Source organism: Cryobacterium sp. TS_SC_7 (assembly GCF_056156285.1).
Genome location: NZ_CM149589.1, coordinates 2,203,246 through 2,222,067 on the forward strand (window position 1 = coordinate 2,203,246; position 18,822 = coordinate 2,222,067).

The window sequence follows — 18,822 nt, forward strand, 5'->3', positions numbered from 1 at the left end:
GCGGGGTCGCCTGGCCGGGAATGCTGGTCACGATGGTGTCGCTCACGCGTCGCCTCCTTCGAAGGATGCCTCGTAGCGGTCGAGCCAGGCCTGCTGTTCCTGGATCAGGGGGTGCGGTTCGGCATAGACGTTGTCGAAGATGACCGTCTTGTCGGGTGAGTGGATGTCGAGGGCGCGACGGCGCACATCCGCCGCGTAGTCATCGGCCTCCTCGTCGACGGCCTCCAGGAACTCCTGCTCGACGCCCAGACCCTGCAGGTAGCTGCGGAAGCGCACGATCGGGTCGCGGGCGACCCAGTAGGCCAGCTGCTCGGGGTCACGGTACTTGGTGGGGTCGTCGGCGGTGGTGTGGGCGCCGACACGGTAGGTCAGGGCCTCGATCAGGGCCGGGCCGTGGCCGGCGCGGGCGTCGTCGAGGTGTTTGGCCGTCACCGCATAGCTGGCTAGCACGTCGTTGCCGTCGATCTGGGTGCCGGGCATGCCGAACCCGGCGGCGCGCAGGTACAGCGGAGTGCGGGACTGCCGGGTCACCGGCACCGAGATGGCCCAGTGGTTGTTCTGCAGGAAGAAGACCTGCGGGGTCTGGTAGCTGGCGGCGAAGACGAGCGCCTCGTTGGCGTCACCCTGCGACGAGGCTCCGTCGCCGTAGTAGACGATGACGGCCTGGTCGGTCTCGGGGTTACCGGTCGCGGTCGCGCCGTCGAGCTGCATGCCCATCGCGTAACCCGTGGCGTGCAGCGTCTGCGAGGCCAGTACCAGCGTGTAGAGGTGGAAGTTGCCGTGGTCTTCCGGGGTCCAGCCGCCGAGGGTGACGCCGCGCAGCATCCGCAGGATGTCGACGGGGTCGAGGCCTCGGATCATGCCGACGACATGCTCCCGGTAGGAGGGAAAGACGTGGTCCTGCGGGCGGGTGGCGTAGGCGGATCCGACCTGGGCGGCCTCCTGGCCGTGGCTCGGCACCCACAGGGCCAGCTGGCCCTGCCGCTGGAGGTTCGCGGCCTCGGTGTCGAAGCGACGCACGACGACCATGTCACGGTAGAACCGCCGGTAGTCGGCTTCGGTCAGCCGATCGAGGTACGGCAGGAATTCGGCCGCCGACTCGCTCGGGGCGAAGACACCCTCCGGGGACAGCAGTCGTACCGTGGGAGAGCTCGCGGGGGTCGCTGTCACCGGACTAACCTGACTTCCGGGCGGGGTGCCCCGTTGGTAGATCATCAACAATGTCGGCGCAAATGCCAAGGAGTTTGTCCACAGACTCTTCCTCACCGATCGAGATCCGGATGCCTTCGGGGAACGGGCGGACGATGAGGCCCACGGCCGACAGGACGTCGGCGATATCCGTGGTCTCCTCGCCCGTGGGCAGCCAGATGAAGTTGCCCTGGGGCGCCGGGATGTTCCACCCCTGATCTCCGAGGAGACGCCAGACGCGGTCGCGCCGTTCGGACAGGGCGCGCACCCTGCGCAGCAGCTGGTCGGCGGCGTCGAGCGACGCAAGCGCGGCGGCACTGGCCACCCCCGTGACCGAGAGCGGGATCGCGGTGGACCGGGCCGCGTCCAGCACGGCGACCGGGCCCAGGGCGTAGCCGACGCGGAGGCCGGCCAGACCATAGGCCTTGGAGAAGGTGCGCAGCACGACCAGGTTCGGGAACCGGGCCAGTAGCGGAAGGCCGTTGACCGCGTCGGGGTCGGTGACGAACTCGCAGTACGCCTCATCGAGGATGACGAGGAGGTCGGGCGGGACGACGGCCATGAAGGATTCGAACTCGTCCGCCGTGACGATGGTGCCGGTGGGGTTGTTCGGGCTGCAGATGATGACGACACGGGTCTGCGGCGTGATGCGGGTGGCCATCTCGGGCAGGTCGTGGCCGTGGTCCGGTCGGTTCGGCACCTGAACGCTCGTGGCGCCGGCGACGGTGACCAGACCCGGGTAGGCCTCGAAGGAACGCCAGGAGTAGAGCACCTCATCGCCCGGACCGGCGGCGGCGAGGATGAGCTGGGCCAGGATGGCCACGGAACCGGCGCCGATGTGCACCTCGTCGACGCTCCGGTCGAACCGCGTGGCCAGCCGTTCGCGCAGAGCCAGCGCCGAGGCATCCGGGTAGCGGTTGAAGGCGGTTTCGGCGCTCACTGCGGCGATGACGCCGGGCAGCGGGTCGAAGGGGTTCTCGTTGCTCGAAAGCTTGAACGCGGTGGCGGCGGCGGCTTGTCCCTGCCGATAGGCCGGCAGGGCGACAATCTCAGGGCGCAGGCGGACCGAAGTCGGGTCTGATGGGCTCACTCGGCGATTCTACGCCGCGGCATATTCACGTGGCCGCATAGCCATGCCCACGGCAAACGCATCGGTGCGCCCCGACGCCCCCGATGTCATAGTGGAGGCATGGCCAGATTCCTGATCAAACTGATTCTCAATTCGTTCGCCCTGTGGCTCACGACCCTGCTCGTCACCGGGGTTCGCGTGGATCCCTACGCGGAGGGCGCAGTGCCGCTCGTGGTCACGTATCTGCTGGTCGCCCTGGTTTTCGGCTTCGTGAACAGCGTGGTAGGCGGGTTCGTGCGCGTGGTCGCATTCCCGGTCTACATCCTCACCCTCGGCCTGATCTCGTTGATCGTGAACGGTTTCCTGCTGATGATCGTGGCCTGGTTCTCCGACCTGGTGGGCTTCGGGCTGGCGGTCGACGACTTCTGGTGGGGAGTGCTGGGGGCCCTGGTCCTGGGCATCCTCAGCTGGATCCTCGGGGTGCTGATCCGTCCGGTCAGCCCCCGCTCGTAGGCGCGGCGCCGACGGGCCCGCCGACCAGGCGGATGCCCCGCCACCGGGACGCGGCACCGGCGTTCGTCCCCGTCAGGCCCTCGAGGTCCGCCCGGAACTGCCGCAATCGCGGCTCCTCGGAGTCGTCCATCAGACGCCCGGTGTCCCGGTATTCGGTGAGAGCGTGCGCCGGCAGCACCAGGTCCGGCGGCGGCATCCGATCGCCGAACACCTCGCGGCGCACGATCAGGCGCGCATCGTCGGCACTGGCGGCCCCGCCCGCCGCGGGGATAAGATCGTCGGAGTGCTCGACCGTGACGGCCGATACCTCGGACGAAAGGCTCACCTGGCCGTTGGGAGCTCCGAAGGTGGCCATCATCACGGTGTTGAACTCGCCGGATGCCGCCAGCTGGGCGGCCACCAGCCCACCCTGGGAGTGACCCACCGGCACCAGGGGGTCGCCCGGCGCCACCCCGGCCTCGTGCAGCGCCTGCACGACCGCGCGGTAGGAGCCGGAGCCCTGGTCGGCGACGGCGGCCAGGTTGGAGGTGAGGTCCCACGGCTGTTCGCCGGTGACCGGGCTCCACGCGGCCGTGCCGCCGATGTAGACGATCCAGGACGCGTCATCCGGGTCGCCGTAGCGCTCGATCCGCATCTGGGGGGCGTCGGCCGACACCGAGGGGATCCGGGCGGCCAGATCTCCGAATCCGGTCGGCGGGGCCACCGGCCGGGTCGGGGCACCGAGGCCGGGCACGGCAGCGCCCGGCGCAGGCGGGCCGGAGGATGCCTGCGGGTGAGGCGGACCGAGGCGGCGCGTGGGCGCATCGAACCGCTCCACGGACACCGGCGTCTCACGCAGCAGCCCGAGCGACCGCGCGAGCACCACCGCGGCTGCCGCTGTCGTCGTCACGCCGAAAACGCCGGCCCCCTCGTCGCCGAGGGCGAGCGACACCGGGAACGGCACCCCGGCGCGGCCCGCGGCGGCGTCGTCGACCGAGGAGACGAGCACCCGCACCGCCGCGACCAGGAGCGGGTTGGTCAGAGCCCGCGGATGCGCCTGGAGCCAGGATCCGGCCAGCGCGGCCGGATCCCCGACCCGGGTGCCGGTGACCAGCAGGCCGAGCAGCAACCCCACCGTGCCGGCCGTGAGTGCCGGTACCGCGGCCAGGGCGAGGAGGGGTGCCAGCATTCCCAGTGTGGAGCCCAGCCAGGCCCCGGACACGCGGGTGCCCCAGTCGACGATCCGGTCGGCCCGGCCGTAGCCCTCCGCCGCCGTGAGCAGCGCATCGGCGAGGCTCCCGCTGCGCTCGAGAACGGCGCTCAGCGCGTGCCGGGCCGCGTAGACGCTTTCCCCCGCGCCGGGCGCCGCCGCCCAGACCGGGCCCGTCGACGGGTCGGAATCCAGAGACTGGATGCGGCTCAGTCGCCCCAGCCAGTCCTCCGCAGCCGCCTGCAACAGTCGCAGCCGGGCTGCCTCCGCCAGCAGCGTGTCACTGGCCACGAGTGTGGTGCCACCGCCGGACACGATCAGGGTGTCCCCCGCGCCGTCGGGCCGTTCCGCGGTCATCGCCCGCCCCTCGCGACGGGGATCGCGGCGGGGCTCGCGGCCGGGGCCGGCGCGGCAGCCGCGTCCCGGGCGGCTCGGATCTCGTCGATGGAGGTCACCACGGCGGTGAGGGCGTCGTCGATGAGCACGGCGGCGCGGCGCAGGTCGCCGGCGAGGTCGCCGCGCTGGGCGTCGTAGCCCTGCTGCGCCGGCGAGCGCCACGAACCGGTCAGGTCAGCGGCCGTGAGCCGGCCCGCGGCCAGGTCGACGTCGTCGCGGAGCTGGCGCAGCAGCATCCGTCGCTCGCGGAGCCCGTCGAGGCGCGCCTCCACCGCGTATTCGGAGAGGAATGTGTCACCTGGAATGCCCATGTCTGCCCTTCCCGCGCCGCCGCCGCCGCCACGGTTCGCGCACTGCGAGCGTGCCACCACGCGCCTGCCGGGCCGCGCCGAATCCGCGTGTTCACGAAATGTGCGTCCGCCCGCCGACTGTGGAGGGGTGCGCAGTGCCACACAATGGGGACATGGACTTTGTGTCGATCACGCCCGATGAGTCGACACCGTTCCGCATTGTTTTCGTCTGTACCGGCAACATCTGCCGCTCGCCGATGGCCGAGGTGATGCTGCGCGACCTGATCACCCGCTCGGGCCTGGGCCGGCTGATCACCACGAGCTCCGCGGGCACGGGCGACTGGCATGTCGGGGAGCAGGCCGACCGGCGCACGATCTCCGCCCTGGCCGCCCACGGCTACGACGGGAGCCACCACCGGGCCCGCCAGTTCGACCCGGAATGGTTCGCCGACCTCGACCTCGTCGTGGTGCTCGACCGCGCGCAGGAACGCATCCTGCGCAACTGGGCATCGACCGACCGGGACCGCAGCAAGGTGCGCCTGCTGCTCAGTTTCGACCCGGCCCAGGCCGCCCTGATGGACGTTCCGGACCCCTACTATTCGGACGATGCTTTTTTTGACACGGTTCTTGGCATGATTGAGAGCGCCAATGAAGCGCTGTTCGCGCAACTTGCACCCGCAATCCGACAGGGAGTCCGATGAGTCCGTTACCGCCCCAGGTCCTCAGCCCACTCGATGGCCGCTACCGCGCCGCCGTCACCGAATTGGGAGAATACCTGTCCGAGGCGGGTCTCAACCGGGCTCGCGTGCAGGTTGAGGTGGAGTGGCTGATCACCCTCACCGACCGCAGCCTGTTCGGATCCGTGCCGCTGAACGCCGAGCAGAAGCTGGCCCTGCGCGCGCTGGTCACCGACTTCGGCCAGGCCGAAATCGACGAGCTGGCCGTTCTGGAAGCCACCACCCGGCATGACGTGAAGGCCGTCGAGTACCTCGTGCGCCGCCGCCTGACCACGCTGGGCCTCGACCACATCAGCGAACTGACCCACTTCGCCGCCACCAGCGAGGACATCAACAACCTGTCCTACGCGTTGACCGTCAGCGACGCCGTGCGCGAGGTCTGGCTGCCCAAGTTCCGCGCCGTCATCGGCGCCCTCCGCCTGCGCGCCCTCGAATACCGCGCCGACTCCATGCTGGCCCGCACGCACGGCCAGCCGGCGACGCCCACCACGGTGGGCAAGGAGCTCGCGGTGTTCGTCTACCGGCTCGAACGCCTGGCCACTCAGGTTGAGAACAGCGAGTACCTGGGCAAGTTCAGCGGCGCCACCGGCACCTTCGCTGCGCACGTCGCCGCCGATCCCGCCGTGGACTGGCCCGCCGTCTCACGCGGTTTCGTCGAGGGCCTCGGCCTCACCTGGAACCCGCTGACCACGCAGATCGAGTCCCATGACTGGCAGGCCGAGCTCTACTCGCGCATCTCCCACGCGAACCGGGTTCTGCACAATCTGGCGACGGATGTCTGGACCTACATCTCCCTCGGCTACTTCCGCCAGATCCCGCAGGCCGGGGCCACGGGCTCATCGACCATGCCGCACAAGATCAACCCCATCCGTTTCGAGAATGCGGAGGCCAACCTCGAGCTGTCCAGTGCGATCCTCGACTCCCTGGCGGCCACGCTCGTCACCTCGCGCCTGCAGCGTGACCTGACCGACTCCACCACGCAGCGCAACATCGGTGTGGGCTTCGGCCATTCCCTGCTCGCACTCGACAACATCGCGCGGGGCCTCGGCGAGATCGACATCGACCGCGCCATGCTCGCACGCGACCTCGATGCCAACTGGGAGATCCTCGGCGAAGCGATCCAGACCGTGATCCGGGCCGAGGTGTCGGCGGGACGTTCCACGATCGAGGACCCGTACGCCCTGCTCAAGGAACTCACCCGCGGCAAGCGCATCAACCGGGACGATCTGGTGGCGTTCGTCGCCGCTCTGGAGATCGGCGACGCCGCCAGAGCGCGGCTGCTCGAGCTGACGCCCGGCAGTTACGTGGGCCTCGCGGACCCGCTGCTGGACTACCTGCCGTAGTTCTGCCGCGCGGGTCAGGTCAGCGGGTGGTTCTGCTCGTCGATGTCCGTGCGCTCGATCGAGTTCGGCTTCATGCCGAGAACGAGCATCGCGATCACGACGAGCACCAGAATGAATGTGCCGCCGAAGCCGATCAGGGAGAGCACCACGTCCCGGGTGCTCATCAGCACGACGAGGCCGAGGAACAACGCCATCACGGCCGAGAAGCCGACGAGTTCCACCGGCTTGAGCTTCTCGGAGCGGGTGGGCTTGCGCGGCGTGTTCTGGGTCACAGGGTGTCCGAATCGTTGGGTGAAGTCGCGAGGATGAGGGCGGCATCCGTGCCTGCCCACTTGAGGGAGAACCCGGCGATGGCAAGGTAGACGCCGAGTACCACAAGGTAGGCACCGAACAGACCGACCGACACCACCGCGTTGGGCGGCAGGAGCAGGAAGACCAGGGCCAGGAACGCCGTCACGGCGCCGACGAGCAGCCAGTCGCGGTCGGCCGGGTCCCGTCGACGGGCCCGGATTCCGCTGTAGAGCTCGAGGAACCCTGTCACAGCGGCCCAGACCGAGACCAGGAAGAGGAAGAAGCCGAGCCCGCCAGCGTGGAAGACCAGCGCGAGAATGCCGGCGATCACCCCGACGGCCCCCTGCACCAGGAAGAGGGACCGCTCCCGCGGGTCGGACAGTGTGCGCCGGCTGAGCAGACCCATCGTGAGGCCGCTGACCAGCGCGAACGCACCGAACGCGACGAGGCCGAACTCCGCCGAATGGTCGGCGTTGAAGGTGATCGCCGCCGCGGGGACAAGGGCGACGGCTGAGCGCAGCACCGGCACCAGCCAGTACCGGGGTTGACGTGCGTGTGGAGCCTGGGCGTTCGCCACGCGGCGACCTCTTTCGTTGCGGGTTGAGACAGGTCCAGTCTACGCGGGCACGCCGAGGCTCCCGGCGGGGCCGGAGGCCCCGCCGGGAGGTCAGAACAGGGTGTCGCCGATGTAGCCCTCCGGCGTGCATCCCGGCGGAATCGAGAACACCGCGGAGCCGATCGGAGTGGTCCACTGGTTGAGCAGGTCGAGGGTGTCGAGGCGCGTCTGGATGGGAACGAACTGCGCGTCGACATCCGTCTGGAAACATGCGAACAACAGTCCGGAGTTGGAGACACCGGTGCCCGAGGGTGCCTCGTCGTAGTTGTAGCCACGGCGATGGATGCGTTGGCTCCTGTCCTCGGATCGGGCTCGCCGCAGGTGGGAGAACTCGGGGATGACCGGGAAGCCGAGCGACGTTTTCGCCTCGAAGTCGGGTTCGTCGCGCTCTTTCGTTCCCGTCAACGGTGCCCCGTTGGCCAGGGTGCGACCCATCGTGGACTCGCGGCCCGACCGGTCGAGCCCGTCCCACTTGTCGAGGTCCATGCTGATTCGCCGCAAGACGAAGCCCGTTCCCCCCGCCAGCCAAGCGGGGTTGTTCGCCTGACCCCAGACCAGGGCGTCGAAGTCCGCGGTTCCGACCACGGGGTTCGCGGTGCCGTCCACCTGACCGAACAGGTTGCGCATGGTGGTGCCGGGCTTCTCCGAACCGGCGGCACGACGGAAACCGGACTGCACCCAGCGCACCGCCGCGAAGGAGCGCAGGTCCTTGAGCAGCATCCGGGTGGCGTGGGCGACCGTCAGCGGGTCGTCGGCGGCGATCTGCAGCAGGAGGTCGCCGTCGCTCCACTCCGGTTGGAGCCGGTCGATCGTGAACGGGGGCAGCGGCCGCAACCAGCCGGGTGCCTCTCCCCCGGCGATGGCGACGAGGCCGGGCCCGAAACCGAAGGTCACGGTCAGTCGCGCTGGAACGACAGCAAGCTCCGGCTCGGAATCGGCCAGGGCAGCCTCACCCTGGGTGAGTCGGGCCGCGTCATCGGTCAGGATGCGCATCATGCGCCGAAGCGCCGCCCGGTCGACCCCGGGAAGCAGGTTGAGGGCCACGAACGTGGCCCGCGCCTGCGGCTCCGTGTCGACGCCGGCCTGGTGCAGACCGAAGAACGGTACGGTCGCTGTTCCGCTGAAGAGCGGAACCGCGGGCGCCGCCGAGCCACCACGCCCGGCCTTGGCGACGAGGTCGACGCCGATGGCGCCGGCGGCACCGATCCCGGCGGCGGCACCGCCCAGAAGGAGGTGCCGCCGGCTGAGCCGACGGCCCGGGTGGGCCGCCGGCTCAGCCTGGTCAGGCTGGTCGTTCGTCGGTTCGGAACTCACTAGTTGTCGGTGTCCATATCCATCTCGGTGTCGCCCTCGTACGTCTCGTTGGCGCCCGTGTAGTCCTTCACCGGGGCGGTGAACTCGAGGCTCGATCCATCGTCGAGAGTCAGCGTCACGGTGGTCTCATCGCCGGCGGCCAACGGGCCGGTGAGGCCCATCAGCATGATGTGGCTCGCGCCGGGCGCGAGCTCGACCGATCCGCCGGCCGGCACCACGAAGCCGCCCTGCTTCTCCTGCATGACCATGTCTCCGGCGTCATTGGTGACCGTCTCATGTAGTTCGATCATGGAGGCCGCAGAAGTGTCGGCCGAGACGATGGTCACGTCGGCCGTGCCGGCGTTCTCGAGCAGGCCGAAGGCTCCGGTCATGCCGGATTCGGAGGCCTTGACCCAGGCATCCGTCATCGTCAGGGTGTCGGCGGCGGTCTTGGCCTCGGCGGTCGCCGCAGGCGTCTCGGCCGCGCCGGCGCAGCCCGAGAGGGCGAGCATCAGAACGGCGGCGGCAACGGTGAGGCGGGTGGGAGCAGTGTTGAGCTTCAAGGGGAATTCTCCTGGTTCAGGTTCGTTGGGAATGGCACAGTGTGGTGCCTCAGGTGCTTCGGGTTTTTCTGGTGCTTCAGGTTTTTCAGGGGTTGCGGTGGCGCTTGGCTCTCCACAGCGTGAACAGTGCGAAGACGGCGAGCCCGCCCAGGGCGCCGATGAGGCCCACCACAGCCAGGGGCAGTCCGGTTCCGGCGCCCGACTCAGCGTCGTCGCCCGAGACTGCGGGCTCCGCGCCGGCGTCGTGTGACGGTTCCGACGTCGCTGCACCCGTGCCGGTTTCGGGCAGAACCGCGTCACCGACGGCGAAGGCGAAGGCCCCCGACACCGGATGCCCATCGGCCGAGACGACCCGCCAGCGCACCTGGTAGGCGCCGTCGGGCATCCCGGGCTCCACAGCCTGCGTGGCTTGAGCCCCGTCGAGGCCCATTTCGCCCTCGGCCCAGTTCCGCTCTTCGTCGTCGACGACCATCACGATGGCGCCGAGCTCAAGGATCTCGTCCGTGAAGGTGATGGTGATCGCCGACGGAGCGGTGTCGACGTGCTCGCCGTCAGCCGGGAGCGTCGACTGCACCTGATCGTGCGCGTACGCCGCCGGAGCCATCGGGCCGAGGACGGCCAGCGCGATCACGGTCAGGGTTAGCAGAAGGCCCGTTGCCGGGCGTCGCAGAAGGGCATGGGTCATCGAAGTACTCCGGTTCGTGGAGGTGCTGCAGCGTCGAGTGGGTCGGGAGTCAGTGCGTCAGGGCGCGCAGCGGTGGACCACGACGGAGCACACTCGAGAGCAGCACGCCAAGATCGGCGGGTACGAAGACCCGGCCGAAGACCGGGCGCGAGGCCGCGGCATCCGCTGCGATCGAGACGGGGGCGACGCGGTCGATCACAACCGCGACGAGACGGTTCGCAGTCTCCTCGAGCAGTGCCCAGAAGGTCTTCTCCCCGCGGTGGAGGGCCGCGATCGTGACGATGGCGGCCAGGGTGTGTGCAACCCACATCCAGCTCGTGCCGGGCATCGCGGCGGCCATGGACACCAGCGGCAGAGCCGCCGCATCGGTGATCTCGGGCAGGCCCGCGCCGTGGTGATGGGACGAACCCGTCATGACGACGCTCGACGCCCCGCCGAGGCCGAACAGAGCGTGCAGCAGCAGCTGACTGACCCCGACGGAGAGGGAGAGGCGGAACAGGGACAGGCTCTTGCCGGCCAGGAGCACCGACGCGACCCCCGCGAACGCGAGGGCCAGGACCACGCTGAGCGGCCCGGGGGCACTGCCGCCGGCAGCAACGTGCGAGAGGGCGGCGACGAAGATGGCGACGGATGCCGTGAGCCAGCCGCGAACGAATCGCGCCCACCTGCTCGCCATGGCTTCTCCCTCGGAATGCCCGGTTGGATTTCTTCCGTGACGACACCCTACCGCGCAGACCTGAGCGCCCGGACAGGCCAGGGTCACGCCCCGGGCCGGAGGCGAACACCGCCGGGCCTGGACCGAGCCGGCCCGGTCAGAGCCGGCCCGGTCAGAGCCGGCCCGGTCAGAGCCGGCCCGGTCAGAGCGCGTTGACCGCGCCCAGCACCTTCGTCAGGGAGTCCTTGGCGTCGCCGAACAGCAGCGTCGTCTTCGGGTCGTAGAGCAGCTCGTTCTCGATGCCGGCGAAACCGGGACGCATCGACCGCTTGAGGAAGACGACCTGCCGGGCCTCACCGACGTCGAGGATCGGCATGCCGTAGATCGGCGAGCCGGGCGACGTTTTCGCGGCCGGGTTGACCACGTCGTTGGCACCGACGACGAGGGCGATATCCGTGTTCTTGAATTCGAGGTTGACCTCGGCCATCTCCTTCAACGCCTCGTAGGGCACATTGGCCTCGGCGAGAAGCACGTTCATGTGCCCGGGCATCCGGCCGGCCACCGGGTGGATGGCGAAGACGACCTCGACGCCGCGGGCCTCGAGGGTGGTGGCCAGTTCAGCGATGGTGTGCTGGCCCTGCGCCACGGCGAGGCCGTAACCGGGCACGATGACGACGCGCTGGGCGTAGTTCAGCAGCACGGCAACGTCTTCCGGGTTGGAGCTGCGCACGGGCCGGTCGCTCTGCGTAGTCGAGCCGGCCGTGGATCCGCCCTTGAACGCCCCGAACAGGATCCCGCTGACGCCTCGGCCCATGGCGGATGCCATCGCGCGGGTCAGGATCGTGCCGCTGGCGCCCACGAGGGTGCCGGCCACGACGAGGAGCAGGTTGCCGAGCACGATACCGGAGGCCGCGACGGCCAGCCCGGTGAAGGCGTTGAGCAGGGAGATCACGATGGGAACGTCCGCGCCGCCGACGGGGAGCACGAGCAGCGCGCCGACGAGGAGGCCCAGCACCAGGAGGGCGATGGCCCAGCCGGCCGCACCGGTGGCGACGACGAAGCCTCCGGCGACGAGGGCGGCCAGCACCACGCCGCCCATCACGATCGCGAGGCCGGGGAAGATGAGCGGACGTGAACTGATCAGACCCTGCAGCTTGCCGACGGTGACGGCGGAACCGGAGAACGAAACCGCGCCGACGAGCATGGTGAAGACGACTGCGACCTTGCTCCACGGGCTCTCGCTGCTGTGGAGTTCCAGCACGGCGACCAGCGCGGCGGCGGCGCCGCCGACGCCGTTGAAGAGCGCGACGAGCTGGGGCATCTGGGTCATCTCCACCCGCCGGGAGATCGGCGCGGCGATCGCCGACCCCACCGCGATGGCGATCAGGATGAACGGGATGTTCTCGATCCGGGCGGAGAGGAAGACGGTGACCACGGCCAGCAGCGCGCCCGCGGCCCCGATCAGGTTGCCGCGGCGGGCGGTCTTCGGCGAGGACAGTCCGCGCAGGGCGAGAATGAAGCAGACCGCGGCGATCAGGTAGAGCAGGCCGGTCCACTCGGGGCTGAGCAGGCTCATTTCGTCGTGTCCTTCGGGTCGTTCTTCGTATCGACGCCGGCCGGCTTGCGGGGGGCGAACATCTGGAGCATCCGGTCGGTGACGACGAAGCCGCCGACGAGGTTCGCGGTGGCCATCACCACGGCGAGCAGGGCGACGGCGAGCAGCCACGGTTCCAGGGATTGCCCGGCGACGATGATGGCACCGATCAGGATGATGCCGTGGATGGCGTTCGCGCCGCTCATCAGCGGCGTGTGCAGCGTGCTCGAGACCTTCGAGACGACCTCGAAGCCGACGAAGACCGCCAGCACGACGACGGTCAGCAGGGTGATCGGATCCATCAGTTCTCTCCTGTCACGGCTGCGGCTACGGCGGCGGCCGTCGGTTCGTGCCGAATCGTGCCGTCATGGGTCAGGCAGGCGCCGGCAACCACCTCATCGGTGAAGTCCGGCGTCACGGCACCGTCGGCGGTCATCAAGGCGAGCAGGTTGGCCACGTTCTTGGCGAAGAGGCGGGAGGCATCCGCCGGCATGGTGGACGGGGCATCCTGCATGCCGACCAGTGTCACGAAGCCGTCGCCGGCGCTCGTGGGCACCTGGGTGTCCTGCCCGGCGAGAACACCCTCGACGTTCCCGCCGGTTTCGGCGGCGAGGTCGATCACGACCGAACCGGGGCGCATCGCGGTCACCATGTCGTGCGTGACGAGCAACGGGGCGGCGCGGCCGGGGATGGCCGCCGTGGTGATCATCACGTCGGCGGCGGCGACGTAGGGCGCCAGCAGCTCGCGCTGGCGCACGGCACGGTCCTCGCTCAGTTCGCGGGCGTAGCCGCCCGCGCCCTCGACGGCGTCCAGGTCGAGGTTCACGAAGGTTCCGCCCATCGAGGTCACCTCGTCGGCGGATGCCGGGCGCACGTCGTAGGCGGAGACCCGGGCGCCGAGCCGCTTGGCCGTGGCAATGGCCTGCAGTCCGGCGACGCCGGCGCCGAGCACGAGCACGCGGGCCGGCGGAATCGTGCCGGCGGCGGTCATGTAGAGCGGGAAGAACCGGGGGAAGCGGATGGCTGCCTCCAGCACCACGCGGTACCCGGAGACCAGGGACTGGGAGGTGAGGGCGTCCATCGACTGGGCGCGCGAGATGCGGGGAACCAGCTCGAGGGCGAAGGCCGTCACCCCGGACGCGGCGAGGGCGGCGACGGTGGCCAGCTCGGAGGCGGGCGACGCCAGGCCGAGCGTGACGGTGCCGGGCCGCAGAGTGCCGGCGAACTCAGGGGTCAACGGACGCACGTGGCAGAAGATCTCGACGTCGCCCGGGGTGAGGAGCGGCACAACTGTCGCGCCGGCATCCGTGTACGAGGTATCGGAGTGTCCGGACTCCGTTCCCGCCCCGGCCTCGACCAGCACTCCGAGTCCGAGTGCCGTGAGCTGGGTTACCGTCTCCGGAGTCGCCGCGACGCGGCGCTCACCCCGCAGGCGTTCTCGTGCGATTCCGACTCTCACGCGCATGTCTCCTTCGTGGCGGCCACGAAGGAGAGAACGGACCGATCCGAACGCTTGCGCGGCACTTTCAGCCCCAGTCGTAGCGTAGTGGGGTTCGGGTGCCGTCCGGAGAATATGACCGGTGCGGTTCGGCGCTACGCGCCCGGCACCATGTCTGCGAAGCGTGAGTAGTGGCCGTGGAAGGCGACCGTGACGGTGCGGGTGGGTCCGTTACGGTGCTTGGCGACGATGAGGTCGGCCTCCCCTGCTCGCGGGTTGTCTTTCTCGTACGCGCTCTCACGGTGCAGCAGGATGACCATGTCGGCGTCCTGCTCGAGGGAACCGGATTCACGCAGGTCGGAGATGGCCGGCATCTTGTCGGCGCGCTGCTCGGGACCACGGTTCAGCTGGGAGAGGGCGATCACGGGAACCTGGAGTTCCTTGGCCATCAGCTTCAATGCCCGGGAGAACTCGCTGACCTCCTGCTGGCGCGATTCGACCTTCTTGCCCGAGGTCATCAGCTGCAGATAGTCGATGATGACCATCTTGAGGCCCACTCGCTGCTTCAGTCGGCGGCACTTGGCCCGGATCTCGACGAGGGTCATGTTGGGGCTGTCGTCGATGTAGAGCGGCGCGTCGTTGATACGGCCGCGGGTGGCCGCGATGGTGGTCCAGTCGCGAGCGTCGACGGCACCCTTGCGCATGCTCTGCAGGGGCACGGATGCCTCGGCCGCCAGCAGACGCATCGCGATTTCGCTGCGACCCATTTCCAGGGAGAAGAAGATGCTGGGCATGTCGTGCTTGATCGACGCCGCGCGGGCGAAGTCGAGGGCCAGGGTGGACTTACCCAGAGCCGGACGAGCTGCCACGATGATGAGCTGGCCGGGATGGAAACCGTTGGTGAGCTCGTCCATGTCGGCGAAGCCGGTGGGAACGCCGGTCATCTGGCCGTCTTTGAGTTTCGCGGCCTCGATCTCCTCGATCGCCGCCGTGACGGCGTCCGTCAGAGGAACGTAGTCCTCGGTTTCGGTGCCGCCGGTGACCGCATAGATCTCGGCCTGGGCGGTGTTCACCAGGTCGAGCACCTCGCCCTCGCCCGAGTAGCCCATCTGGGCGATGCGGGTGCCGGCCTCGACCAGACGGCGGAGCAGGGCCCGCTCGGCGACGATGGAGGAGTAGAAACCGGCGTTGGCGGCGGTCGGTACCAGGCTCGTGAGCGTGTGCAGGTAGTCGGCACCGCCCGCGCGGGACAGCTCGCCGAGTTTGGTGAGTTCGTCGGTGACGGCGATGACGTCGGTGGGCTCACCCTGTGCGTACAGCGACAGGATCGCGTCGAAGATGATCTCGTGCTTGGGAATGTAGAAGTCGGCGGCCCGCACGGTCTCGACGACGTCGGCGACGGCGTCCTTGCTCAGCATCATTCCGCCGAGCGCGCTCTGCTCAGCCAGGAGGTCGTGCGGAAGGGTGCGCTCGGTGTGCCGGGGCTCCAGTCCGCCGCGCCCGTCGGCCCCGCGCTTGTCGGCCAGACCCAAGTGAGCGATCGACACTTGTGCCTCCTTTTTCCTCGTGGTGCAGTTCTATCAGGACCCTCCGACATCGCTGCCTCAGCCCTGTGCACACCTCGATTGTGGCCGCCTGCCCACACTACGGACCTCGCTCGACGGACTCCAAAACGGGCTGTGGATAAGCCTGTGGAGAATCTGGGCGAAACGCCGCGTGTCTTGTGCACAACCTGTGCACTCGACTGTGGAGAACTTAAGTTTTTTGACTCATAAAATGCTTTTGATCAGGTATAAAAACTATTCACAGCAGTGTGTGGAAAGTAATCTAAACAAGCCGTTGAAGCTTGGTGTGCTGTGGGGGAAGCTGTGCACAAACCCTCATTTTCAAGATCTGAAATCACCCCTGAACAGGGTGAGCGGAACTCCTTAAACGGGTGTAGCGGCGGACTCCAAACGGAGTCCGCCGCTACACCTGCGATCTGTCTTACTTTGCGGCTACCACCAGCAGTGTGATGGTCGCGCTCAGCTCGTCACGAAGACGAACCGTCGCCTGGTGCTCGCCCGTCATCTTGATCGGGCTGAGCTCGATCTTGCGCTTGTCGATTGCACCGAGCCCTGCGGCGGCGACTGCCTCCGCAACGTCCGTGGTCTTGACGGAGCCGAAGAGGCGTCCGCCTTCGCCGGCCTTGACGACCAGCTTGACCTTGGCGTTCTCGAGTGCAGCCTTGAGGGCCTGCGCCTCTTCGAGGGTGGCGTGCTCGCGGGCTACGCGGGCGGCCTTGATCTGCTGAATCTGCTTCTCGCCACCGCGGGTCCAGGAAACAGCGAAACCCTGCGGGTAGAGGTAGTTACGGGCGTACCCGTTCTTGACCTCGACGATGTCACCGGGTGCACCGAGGCCGGAGACCTCGTGCGTCAGAATGATTTTTGACATGAGGTGTCCTACCTGCCTGAACCGGCGTAGGGCAGCAGCGCCATTTCGCGAGCGTTCTTGACGGCGCGGGCGATGAGACGCTGCTCCTGAACGGAAACACCGGTGATGCGACGGGCGCGGATCTTTCCACGCTCGGAGATGAACTTGCGGAGGGTGGGGACATCCTTGTAATCGATGACACCAACCCGGATCGACTTCGCGGGAGCGGCGTTCTTGCCACCCTTAGCTCCGCGGAGCGGCTTGCGGCGGTCGCCGCTCGACTTTCCAGCCATGATTTCCTTACTTTCTTAAGAAGTGTTTTTCAGCCAGGAACCTGAAAGGTCCGGCTTAGAAGGGTGTCTCGTCGCTGAAGTTTCCCGGAGTGTTCCAGACGTCTCCACCGGTGTTCGCGGCGGGGGCACTGGCAGCCCAGGGCTCGTCGTTCGACGCAACGGCAGGTGCGCCGCCGCTGCGAGGACCCGACGATGACTGCGCTCGAGTGAGCTGAGCGGTGGCGTATTTCAGCGAAGGACCGATTTCATCGATCTCGAGCTCCATGCTCGTACGCTTCTCGCCTTCCTTCGTCTCATACGAACGCTGCTTGAGACGCCCGGTAGCGATGACACGGGTACCCTTGGTCAGCGAACCGGCCACGTGTTCGGCGAATTCACGCCAAACGCTCGCGCGCAGGAAGAGCGACTCGCCATCTTTCCACTCACTCGTTGCGCGATCGAAATTGCGCGGAGTGGATGCGATGGTGAAGTTGGCAACCGCCAGCCCGTTCTGCGTGTAACGCAGCTCCGGATCGCTGGTGAGGTTGCCCACCACGGTAATTACGGTCTCGCCGGCCATGGGCTACTTGTCGCTTGCCTTGTCGGCGGACTCGGCCGCGACGGGAGCTGCAGCTTCTGCCGTGGCAGGAGCGTCGGCAACCGGGGCGTCGGCCTTGGCCGGAGCAGCCTTGACCGCAGCGGCAGCAACTGCCGAAGCGGGCTTTGCAGACGCGGCGACCTTGGCGGTCGGAGCGGCGGCGGCGGCTTCAGCCTTCGCAGCGATTACCTTCGGGTTGGCTGCCTTGCGGGCGGCCTTCTCGGCGGCAAGCTTGCTTGCGACGGCAACCTGGGCAATGCCCTCTTCTGCGCGAAGAACCTTGGTGCGCATGACGGCTTCCGACAGCTTCAGCTGGCGGTCGAGCTCGGCCGTGGCAGAAGCGTTCGCGGTGAAGTCGACAACGGCGTAGATGCCTTCGGACTTCTTGTTGATCTCGTATGCGAGACGGCGGCGACCCCAAACGTCAACCTTGTCAATGGTTCCACCATCGTTGCGAACAACGTTGAGGAACTTGTCAAGGCTGGGAGCTACGGTGCGCTCATCGATCTCGGGATCGAGGATAACCATCAACTCGTACTGATGCATGACTAACCCACCTCCTTCGGACTAAACGGCTGCAGAATCTCTGCAACAGGAGGGTTGTGCATGTGTTGAACGCGGAGGCCGGGAATCCGGCGCACAGACAACCTGCCAAGACTACCGGAAGCGACGGCCCTCCGCCACCGCCCCCGTCCACTCACTGGTTTGGCGCTCTTGTCGACGCGGAGGCCGTCAGCGTTATCGCGGGAATCGCCGAATGTGCCGATCATCGTCGTCCTATCGGCGATTCTGGGTCCGAATGGCGACATTCACTTCTCCCACGGGGCGTTTACCTGGTTCGGGACGCAGCCCAGCTGCGAGAAGAAGGCGTTGCAGGCTCTCCCGGCGCAGCGCTTCCGCCCAGATCCAGCGCGCCATTCCGTGCCCGGTGCCGCGGAGCCGGTCCTCACGGAGCTTTTCCGACCAGACGACCTCCTCAATGGTTCGCCCGTTCATGAAGTCGTCCCGCGTGTATTTGACTTTGCCGTCGAATTCGCCGAGGAGGCGAAGTGTGCGGGTCTCCTGCTTCTGAACCCACCGGAAGTCCGTGATGTCTTCCTGCCCGTCGCCGTGCACGAAGGACACTTGAAGTTCAGGGGGCGGGAATCCGCACAGATGAATCTGTCCGCGGCTGAGAGACTCGCCCACCGAACCGGAACGATCATCACAGAAGACAATGGCGATCCGAGCGGCGCGTGCCCCACGCGTGGGTCCGTCGGAGTCGAGTCGATCAATCAGGATGTCGCGGTCGATTCCGCACGCAGCCGTGCCATTCGGCAGGGTGAACCGAGGTTTCGTTCCGTAGTCGAGGGCGGCGACTGCCGACAGGAATCCTCTTGTTCGCGCACTGTCGATCAGGGTGCGCAGCAGACTCGTGACAAGCATCCCGTCGATCTCGACGACATCCTCGTCGGGGAGTCGGTCGTGGTGCCAGGTGACCCCGTTCTTCGAGTGCACGCCACTTCTGCCGGCCGCCATGAGGTGCACCTCGTCGGGCCATCGACCGATGACGGGCAGACCCCACAGAACAGCAGCCGATTCGTGGGAGTAGACGGGGCGAGTCTTTCTGGTGGCCCCCACAGCGCGCATACGCAGAAAGTACCGATCGCGATCACTGATCGTTTCCCAGCCGGTTGC

At 67.9% G+C, this 18,822-nt stretch carries 21 protein-coding genes and 1 pseudogene; 3 read left to right on the forward strand and 19 right to left on the reverse strand.

What is annotated here, in order from left to right:
- Positions 1-42: 42 nt before the first annotated feature.
- Together AC0J5J_RS10100 and AC0J5J_RS10105 are read right to left on the reverse strand one after the other, a co-directional pair.
- A complete protein-coding gene (locus AC0J5J_RS10100; protein WP_134424644.1) occupies positions 43-1,215 on the reverse strand; it encodes a thiamine pyrophosphate-dependent dehydrogenase E1 component subunit alpha in 1,173 nt (390 codons plus the stop codon).
- The gene (locus AC0J5J_RS10105; RefSeq protein WP_134424643.1) at positions 1,175-2,278 is read right to left on the reverse strand and encodes a histidinol-phosphate transaminase; all 1,104 of its coding nucleotides are present in this window, start codon (positions 2,276-2,278) and stop codon (positions 1,175-1,177) included. The genes AC0J5J_RS10100 and AC0J5J_RS10105 overlap by 41 nt, the downstream gene beginning before the upstream one ends.
- A 99-nt stretch (positions 2,279-2,377) precedes the next feature.
- On the opposite strand from AC0J5J_RS10105, the gene AC0J5J_RS10110 reads away from it, so the two are divergent.
- Entirely contained in the window at positions 2,378-2,770 is a 393-nt protein-coding gene (locus tag AC0J5J_RS10110; RefSeq protein ID WP_134424642.1) for a phage holin family protein, read from the forward strand.
- Here the strand turns inward: AC0J5J_RS10110 and AC0J5J_RS10115 are convergent.
- Positions 2,754-4,316: a hypothetical protein gene (locus AC0J5J_RS10115; protein ID WP_474897833.1), complete on the reverse strand. Its 1,563-nt coding sequence runs from the start codon at positions 4,314-4,316 to the stop codon at positions 2,754-2,756. The genes AC0J5J_RS10110 and AC0J5J_RS10115 overlap by 17 nt on opposite strands.
- Positions 4,313-4,666: a hypothetical protein gene (locus AC0J5J_RS10120; RefSeq protein ID WP_474897834.1), complete on the reverse strand. Its 354-nt coding sequence runs from the start codon at positions 4,664-4,666 to the stop codon at positions 4,313-4,315. Before AC0J5J_RS10120 ends, AC0J5J_RS10115 begins: the two co-directional genes overlap by 4 nt.
- Positions 4,667-4,818: 152 nt before the next feature.
- On the opposite strand from AC0J5J_RS10120, the gene AC0J5J_RS10125 reads away from it, so the two are divergent.
- Together AC0J5J_RS10125 and purB are read left to right on the forward strand one after the other, a co-directional pair.
- Positions 4,819-5,346 (forward strand): low molecular weight protein-tyrosine-phosphatase, encoded by a 528-nt coding sequence (locus AC0J5J_RS10125; protein WP_134424639.1) that lies wholly within the window; start codon positions 4,819-4,821, stop codon positions 5,344-5,346.
- Positions 5,343-6,725, forward strand: coding sequence for an adenylosuccinate lyase (gene purB / locus AC0J5J_RS10130; protein ID WP_474897836.1), 1,383 nt, complete (start codon positions 5,343-5,345; stop codon positions 6,723-6,725). Before AC0J5J_RS10125 ends, purB begins: the two co-directional genes overlap by 4 nt.
- A 14-nt stretch (positions 6,726-6,739) precedes the next feature.
- On the opposite strand, the gene AC0J5J_RS10135 is transcribed toward purB, so the two are convergent.
- From AC0J5J_RS10135 to AC0J5J_RS10205, 15 genes and pseudogenes are all read right to left on the reverse strand, one after another.
- Positions 6,740-6,997 (reverse strand): hypothetical protein, encoded by a 258-nt coding sequence (locus tag AC0J5J_RS10135; protein ID WP_134424637.1) that lies wholly within the window; start codon positions 6,995-6,997, stop codon positions 6,740-6,742.
- Positions 6,994-7,593 (reverse strand): DUF308 domain-containing protein, encoded by a 600-nt coding sequence (locus AC0J5J_RS10140; protein ID WP_474897837.1) that lies wholly within the window; start codon positions 7,591-7,593, stop codon positions 6,994-6,996. Before AC0J5J_RS10140 ends, AC0J5J_RS10135 begins: the two co-directional genes overlap by 4 nt.
- 90 nt (positions 7,594-7,683) lie before the next feature.
- On the reverse strand, positions 7,684-8,946 hold the full coding sequence (locus AC0J5J_RS10145) for a Dyp-type peroxidase (protein WP_474897839.1): 1,263 nt from the start codon (positions 8,944-8,946) through the stop codon (positions 7,684-7,686).
- Positions 8,946-9,488, reverse strand: coding sequence for a copper chaperone PCu(A)C (locus AC0J5J_RS10150; RefSeq protein ID WP_474897841.1), 543 nt, complete (start codon positions 9,486-9,488; stop codon positions 8,946-8,948). The genes AC0J5J_RS10145 and AC0J5J_RS10150 overlap by 1 nt, the downstream gene beginning before the upstream one ends.
- A gap of 85 nt (positions 9,489-9,573) precedes the next feature.
- A complete protein-coding gene (locus AC0J5J_RS10155) occupies positions 9,574-10,173 on the reverse strand; it encodes a copper resistance CopC family protein (protein WP_474897843.1) in 600 nt (199 codons plus the stop codon).
- 49 nt (positions 10,174-10,222) lie between these two features.
- On the reverse strand, positions 10,223-10,849 hold the full coding sequence (locus AC0J5J_RS10160; RefSeq protein WP_474897844.1) for a hypothetical protein: 627 nt from the start codon (positions 10,847-10,849) through the stop codon (positions 10,223-10,225).
- A 181-nt stretch (positions 10,850-11,030) separates the two neighbouring features.
- Positions 11,031-12,404 carry an NAD(P)(+) transhydrogenase (Re/Si-specific) subunit beta gene (locus AC0J5J_RS10165; protein ID WP_474897845.1) on the reverse strand — a complete coding sequence of 458 codons (1,374 nt, stop codon included), beginning with the start codon at positions 12,402-12,404 and terminating at the stop codon, positions 11,031-11,033.
- The gene (locus AC0J5J_RS10170; protein WP_134424631.1) at positions 12,401-12,724 is read right to left on the reverse strand and encodes an NAD(P) transhydrogenase subunit alpha part 2; all 324 of its coding nucleotides are present in this window, start codon (positions 12,722-12,724) and stop codon (positions 12,401-12,403) included. Before AC0J5J_RS10170 ends, AC0J5J_RS10165 begins: the two co-directional genes overlap by 4 nt.
- Positions 12,724-13,881: an NAD(P) transhydrogenase subunit alpha gene (locus AC0J5J_RS10175; RefSeq protein ID WP_474897846.1), complete on the reverse strand. Its 1,158-nt coding sequence runs from the start codon at positions 13,879-13,881 to the stop codon at positions 12,724-12,726. The genes AC0J5J_RS10170 and AC0J5J_RS10175 overlap by 1 nt, the downstream gene beginning before the upstream one ends.
- 134 nt (positions 13,882-14,015) lie before the next feature.
- Entirely contained in the window at positions 14,016-15,407 is a 1,392-nt protein-coding gene (dnaB, locus tag AC0J5J_RS10180) for a replicative DNA helicase (protein ID WP_134364772.1), read from the reverse strand.
- Between the two features lie 439 nt (positions 15,408-15,846).
- Positions 15,847-16,296: a 50S ribosomal protein L9 gene (rplI, locus tag AC0J5J_RS10185; protein ID WP_134364771.1), complete on the reverse strand. Its 450-nt coding sequence runs from the start codon at positions 16,294-16,296 to the stop codon at positions 15,847-15,849.
- Between the two features lie 8 nt (positions 16,297-16,304).
- On the reverse strand, positions 16,305-16,568 hold the full coding sequence (gene rpsR, locus AC0J5J_RS10190) for a 30S ribosomal protein S18 (RefSeq protein ID WP_035835236.1): 264 nt from the start codon (positions 16,566-16,568) through the stop codon (positions 16,305-16,307).
- A 55-nt stretch (positions 16,569-16,623) separates the two neighbouring features.
- On the reverse strand, positions 16,624-17,127 hold the full coding sequence (locus AC0J5J_RS10195) for a single-stranded DNA-binding protein (protein ID WP_134424629.1): 504 nt from the start codon (positions 17,125-17,127) through the stop codon (positions 16,624-16,626).
- Between the two features lie 195 nt (positions 17,128-17,322).
- Positions 17,323-17,691: pseudogene (gene rpsF, locus AC0J5J_RS10200) on the reverse strand (30S ribosomal protein S6); the annotation flags it as partial.
- 231 nt (positions 17,692-17,922) lie between these two features.
- Positions 17,923-18,774 carry a hypothetical protein gene (locus tag AC0J5J_RS10205; protein WP_474897848.1) on the reverse strand — a complete coding sequence of 284 codons (852 nt, stop codon included), beginning with the start codon at positions 18,772-18,774 and terminating at the stop codon, positions 17,923-17,925.
- Positions 18,775-18,822 lie beyond the last annotated feature (48 nt).

Excerpts from the sequence above, each read along its gene's own strand:
- AC0J5J_RS10100 (WP_134424644.1), bottom strand. The coding sequence starts at position 1,215 with ATGATCTACCAACGGGGCACCCCGCCCGGAAGTCAGGTTAGTCCGGTG.
- AC0J5J_RS10110 (WP_134424642.1), top strand. The coding sequence starts at position 2,378 with ATGGCCAGATTCCTGATCAAACTGATTCTCAATTCGTTCGCCCTGTGG.
- AC0J5J_RS10115 (WP_474897833.1), bottom strand. The coding sequence starts at position 4,316 with ATGACCGCGGAACGGCCCGACGGCGCGGGGGACACCCTGATCGTGTCC.
- AC0J5J_RS10120 (WP_474897834.1), bottom strand. The coding sequence starts at position 4,666 with ATGGGCATTCCAGGTGACACATTCCTCTCCGAATACGCGGTGGAGGCG.
- AC0J5J_RS10125 (WP_134424639.1), top strand. The coding sequence starts at position 4,819 with ATGGACTTTGTGTCGATCACGCCCGATGAGTCGACACCGTTCCGCATT.
- purB (WP_474897836.1), top strand. The coding sequence starts at position 5,343 with ATGAGTCCGTTACCGCCCCAGGTCCTCAGCCCACTCGATGGCCGCTAC.
- AC0J5J_RS10155 (WP_474897843.1), bottom strand. The coding sequence starts at position 10,173 with ATGACCCATGCCCTTCTGCGACGCCCGGCAACGGGCCTTCTGCTAACC.
- AC0J5J_RS10160 (WP_474897844.1), bottom strand. The coding sequence starts at position 10,849 with ATGGCGAGCAGGTGGGCGCGATTCGTTCGCGGCTGGCTCACGGCATCC.
- AC0J5J_RS10165 (WP_474897845.1), bottom strand. The coding sequence starts at position 12,404 with ATGAGCCTGCTCAGCCCCGAGTGGACCGGCCTGCTCTACCTGATCGCC.
- AC0J5J_RS10170 (WP_134424631.1), bottom strand. The coding sequence starts at position 12,724 with ATGGATCCGATCACCCTGCTGACCGTCGTCGTGCTGGCGGTCTTCGTC.
- rplI (WP_134364771.1), bottom strand. The coding sequence starts at position 16,296 with ATGTCAAAAATCATTCTGACGCACGAGGTCTCCGGCCTCGGTGCACCC.
- rpsR (WP_035835236.1), bottom strand. The coding sequence starts at position 16,568 with ATGGCTGGAAAGTCGAGCGGCGACCGCCGCAAGCCGCTCCGCGGAGCT.
- AC0J5J_RS10195 (WP_134424629.1), bottom strand. The coding sequence starts at position 17,127 with ATGGCCGGCGAGACCGTAATTACCGTGGTGGGCAACCTCACCAGCGAT.
- AC0J5J_RS10205 (WP_474897848.1), bottom strand. The coding sequence starts at position 18,774 with ATGCGCGCTGTGGGGGCCACCAGAAAGACTCGCCCCGTCTACTCCCAC.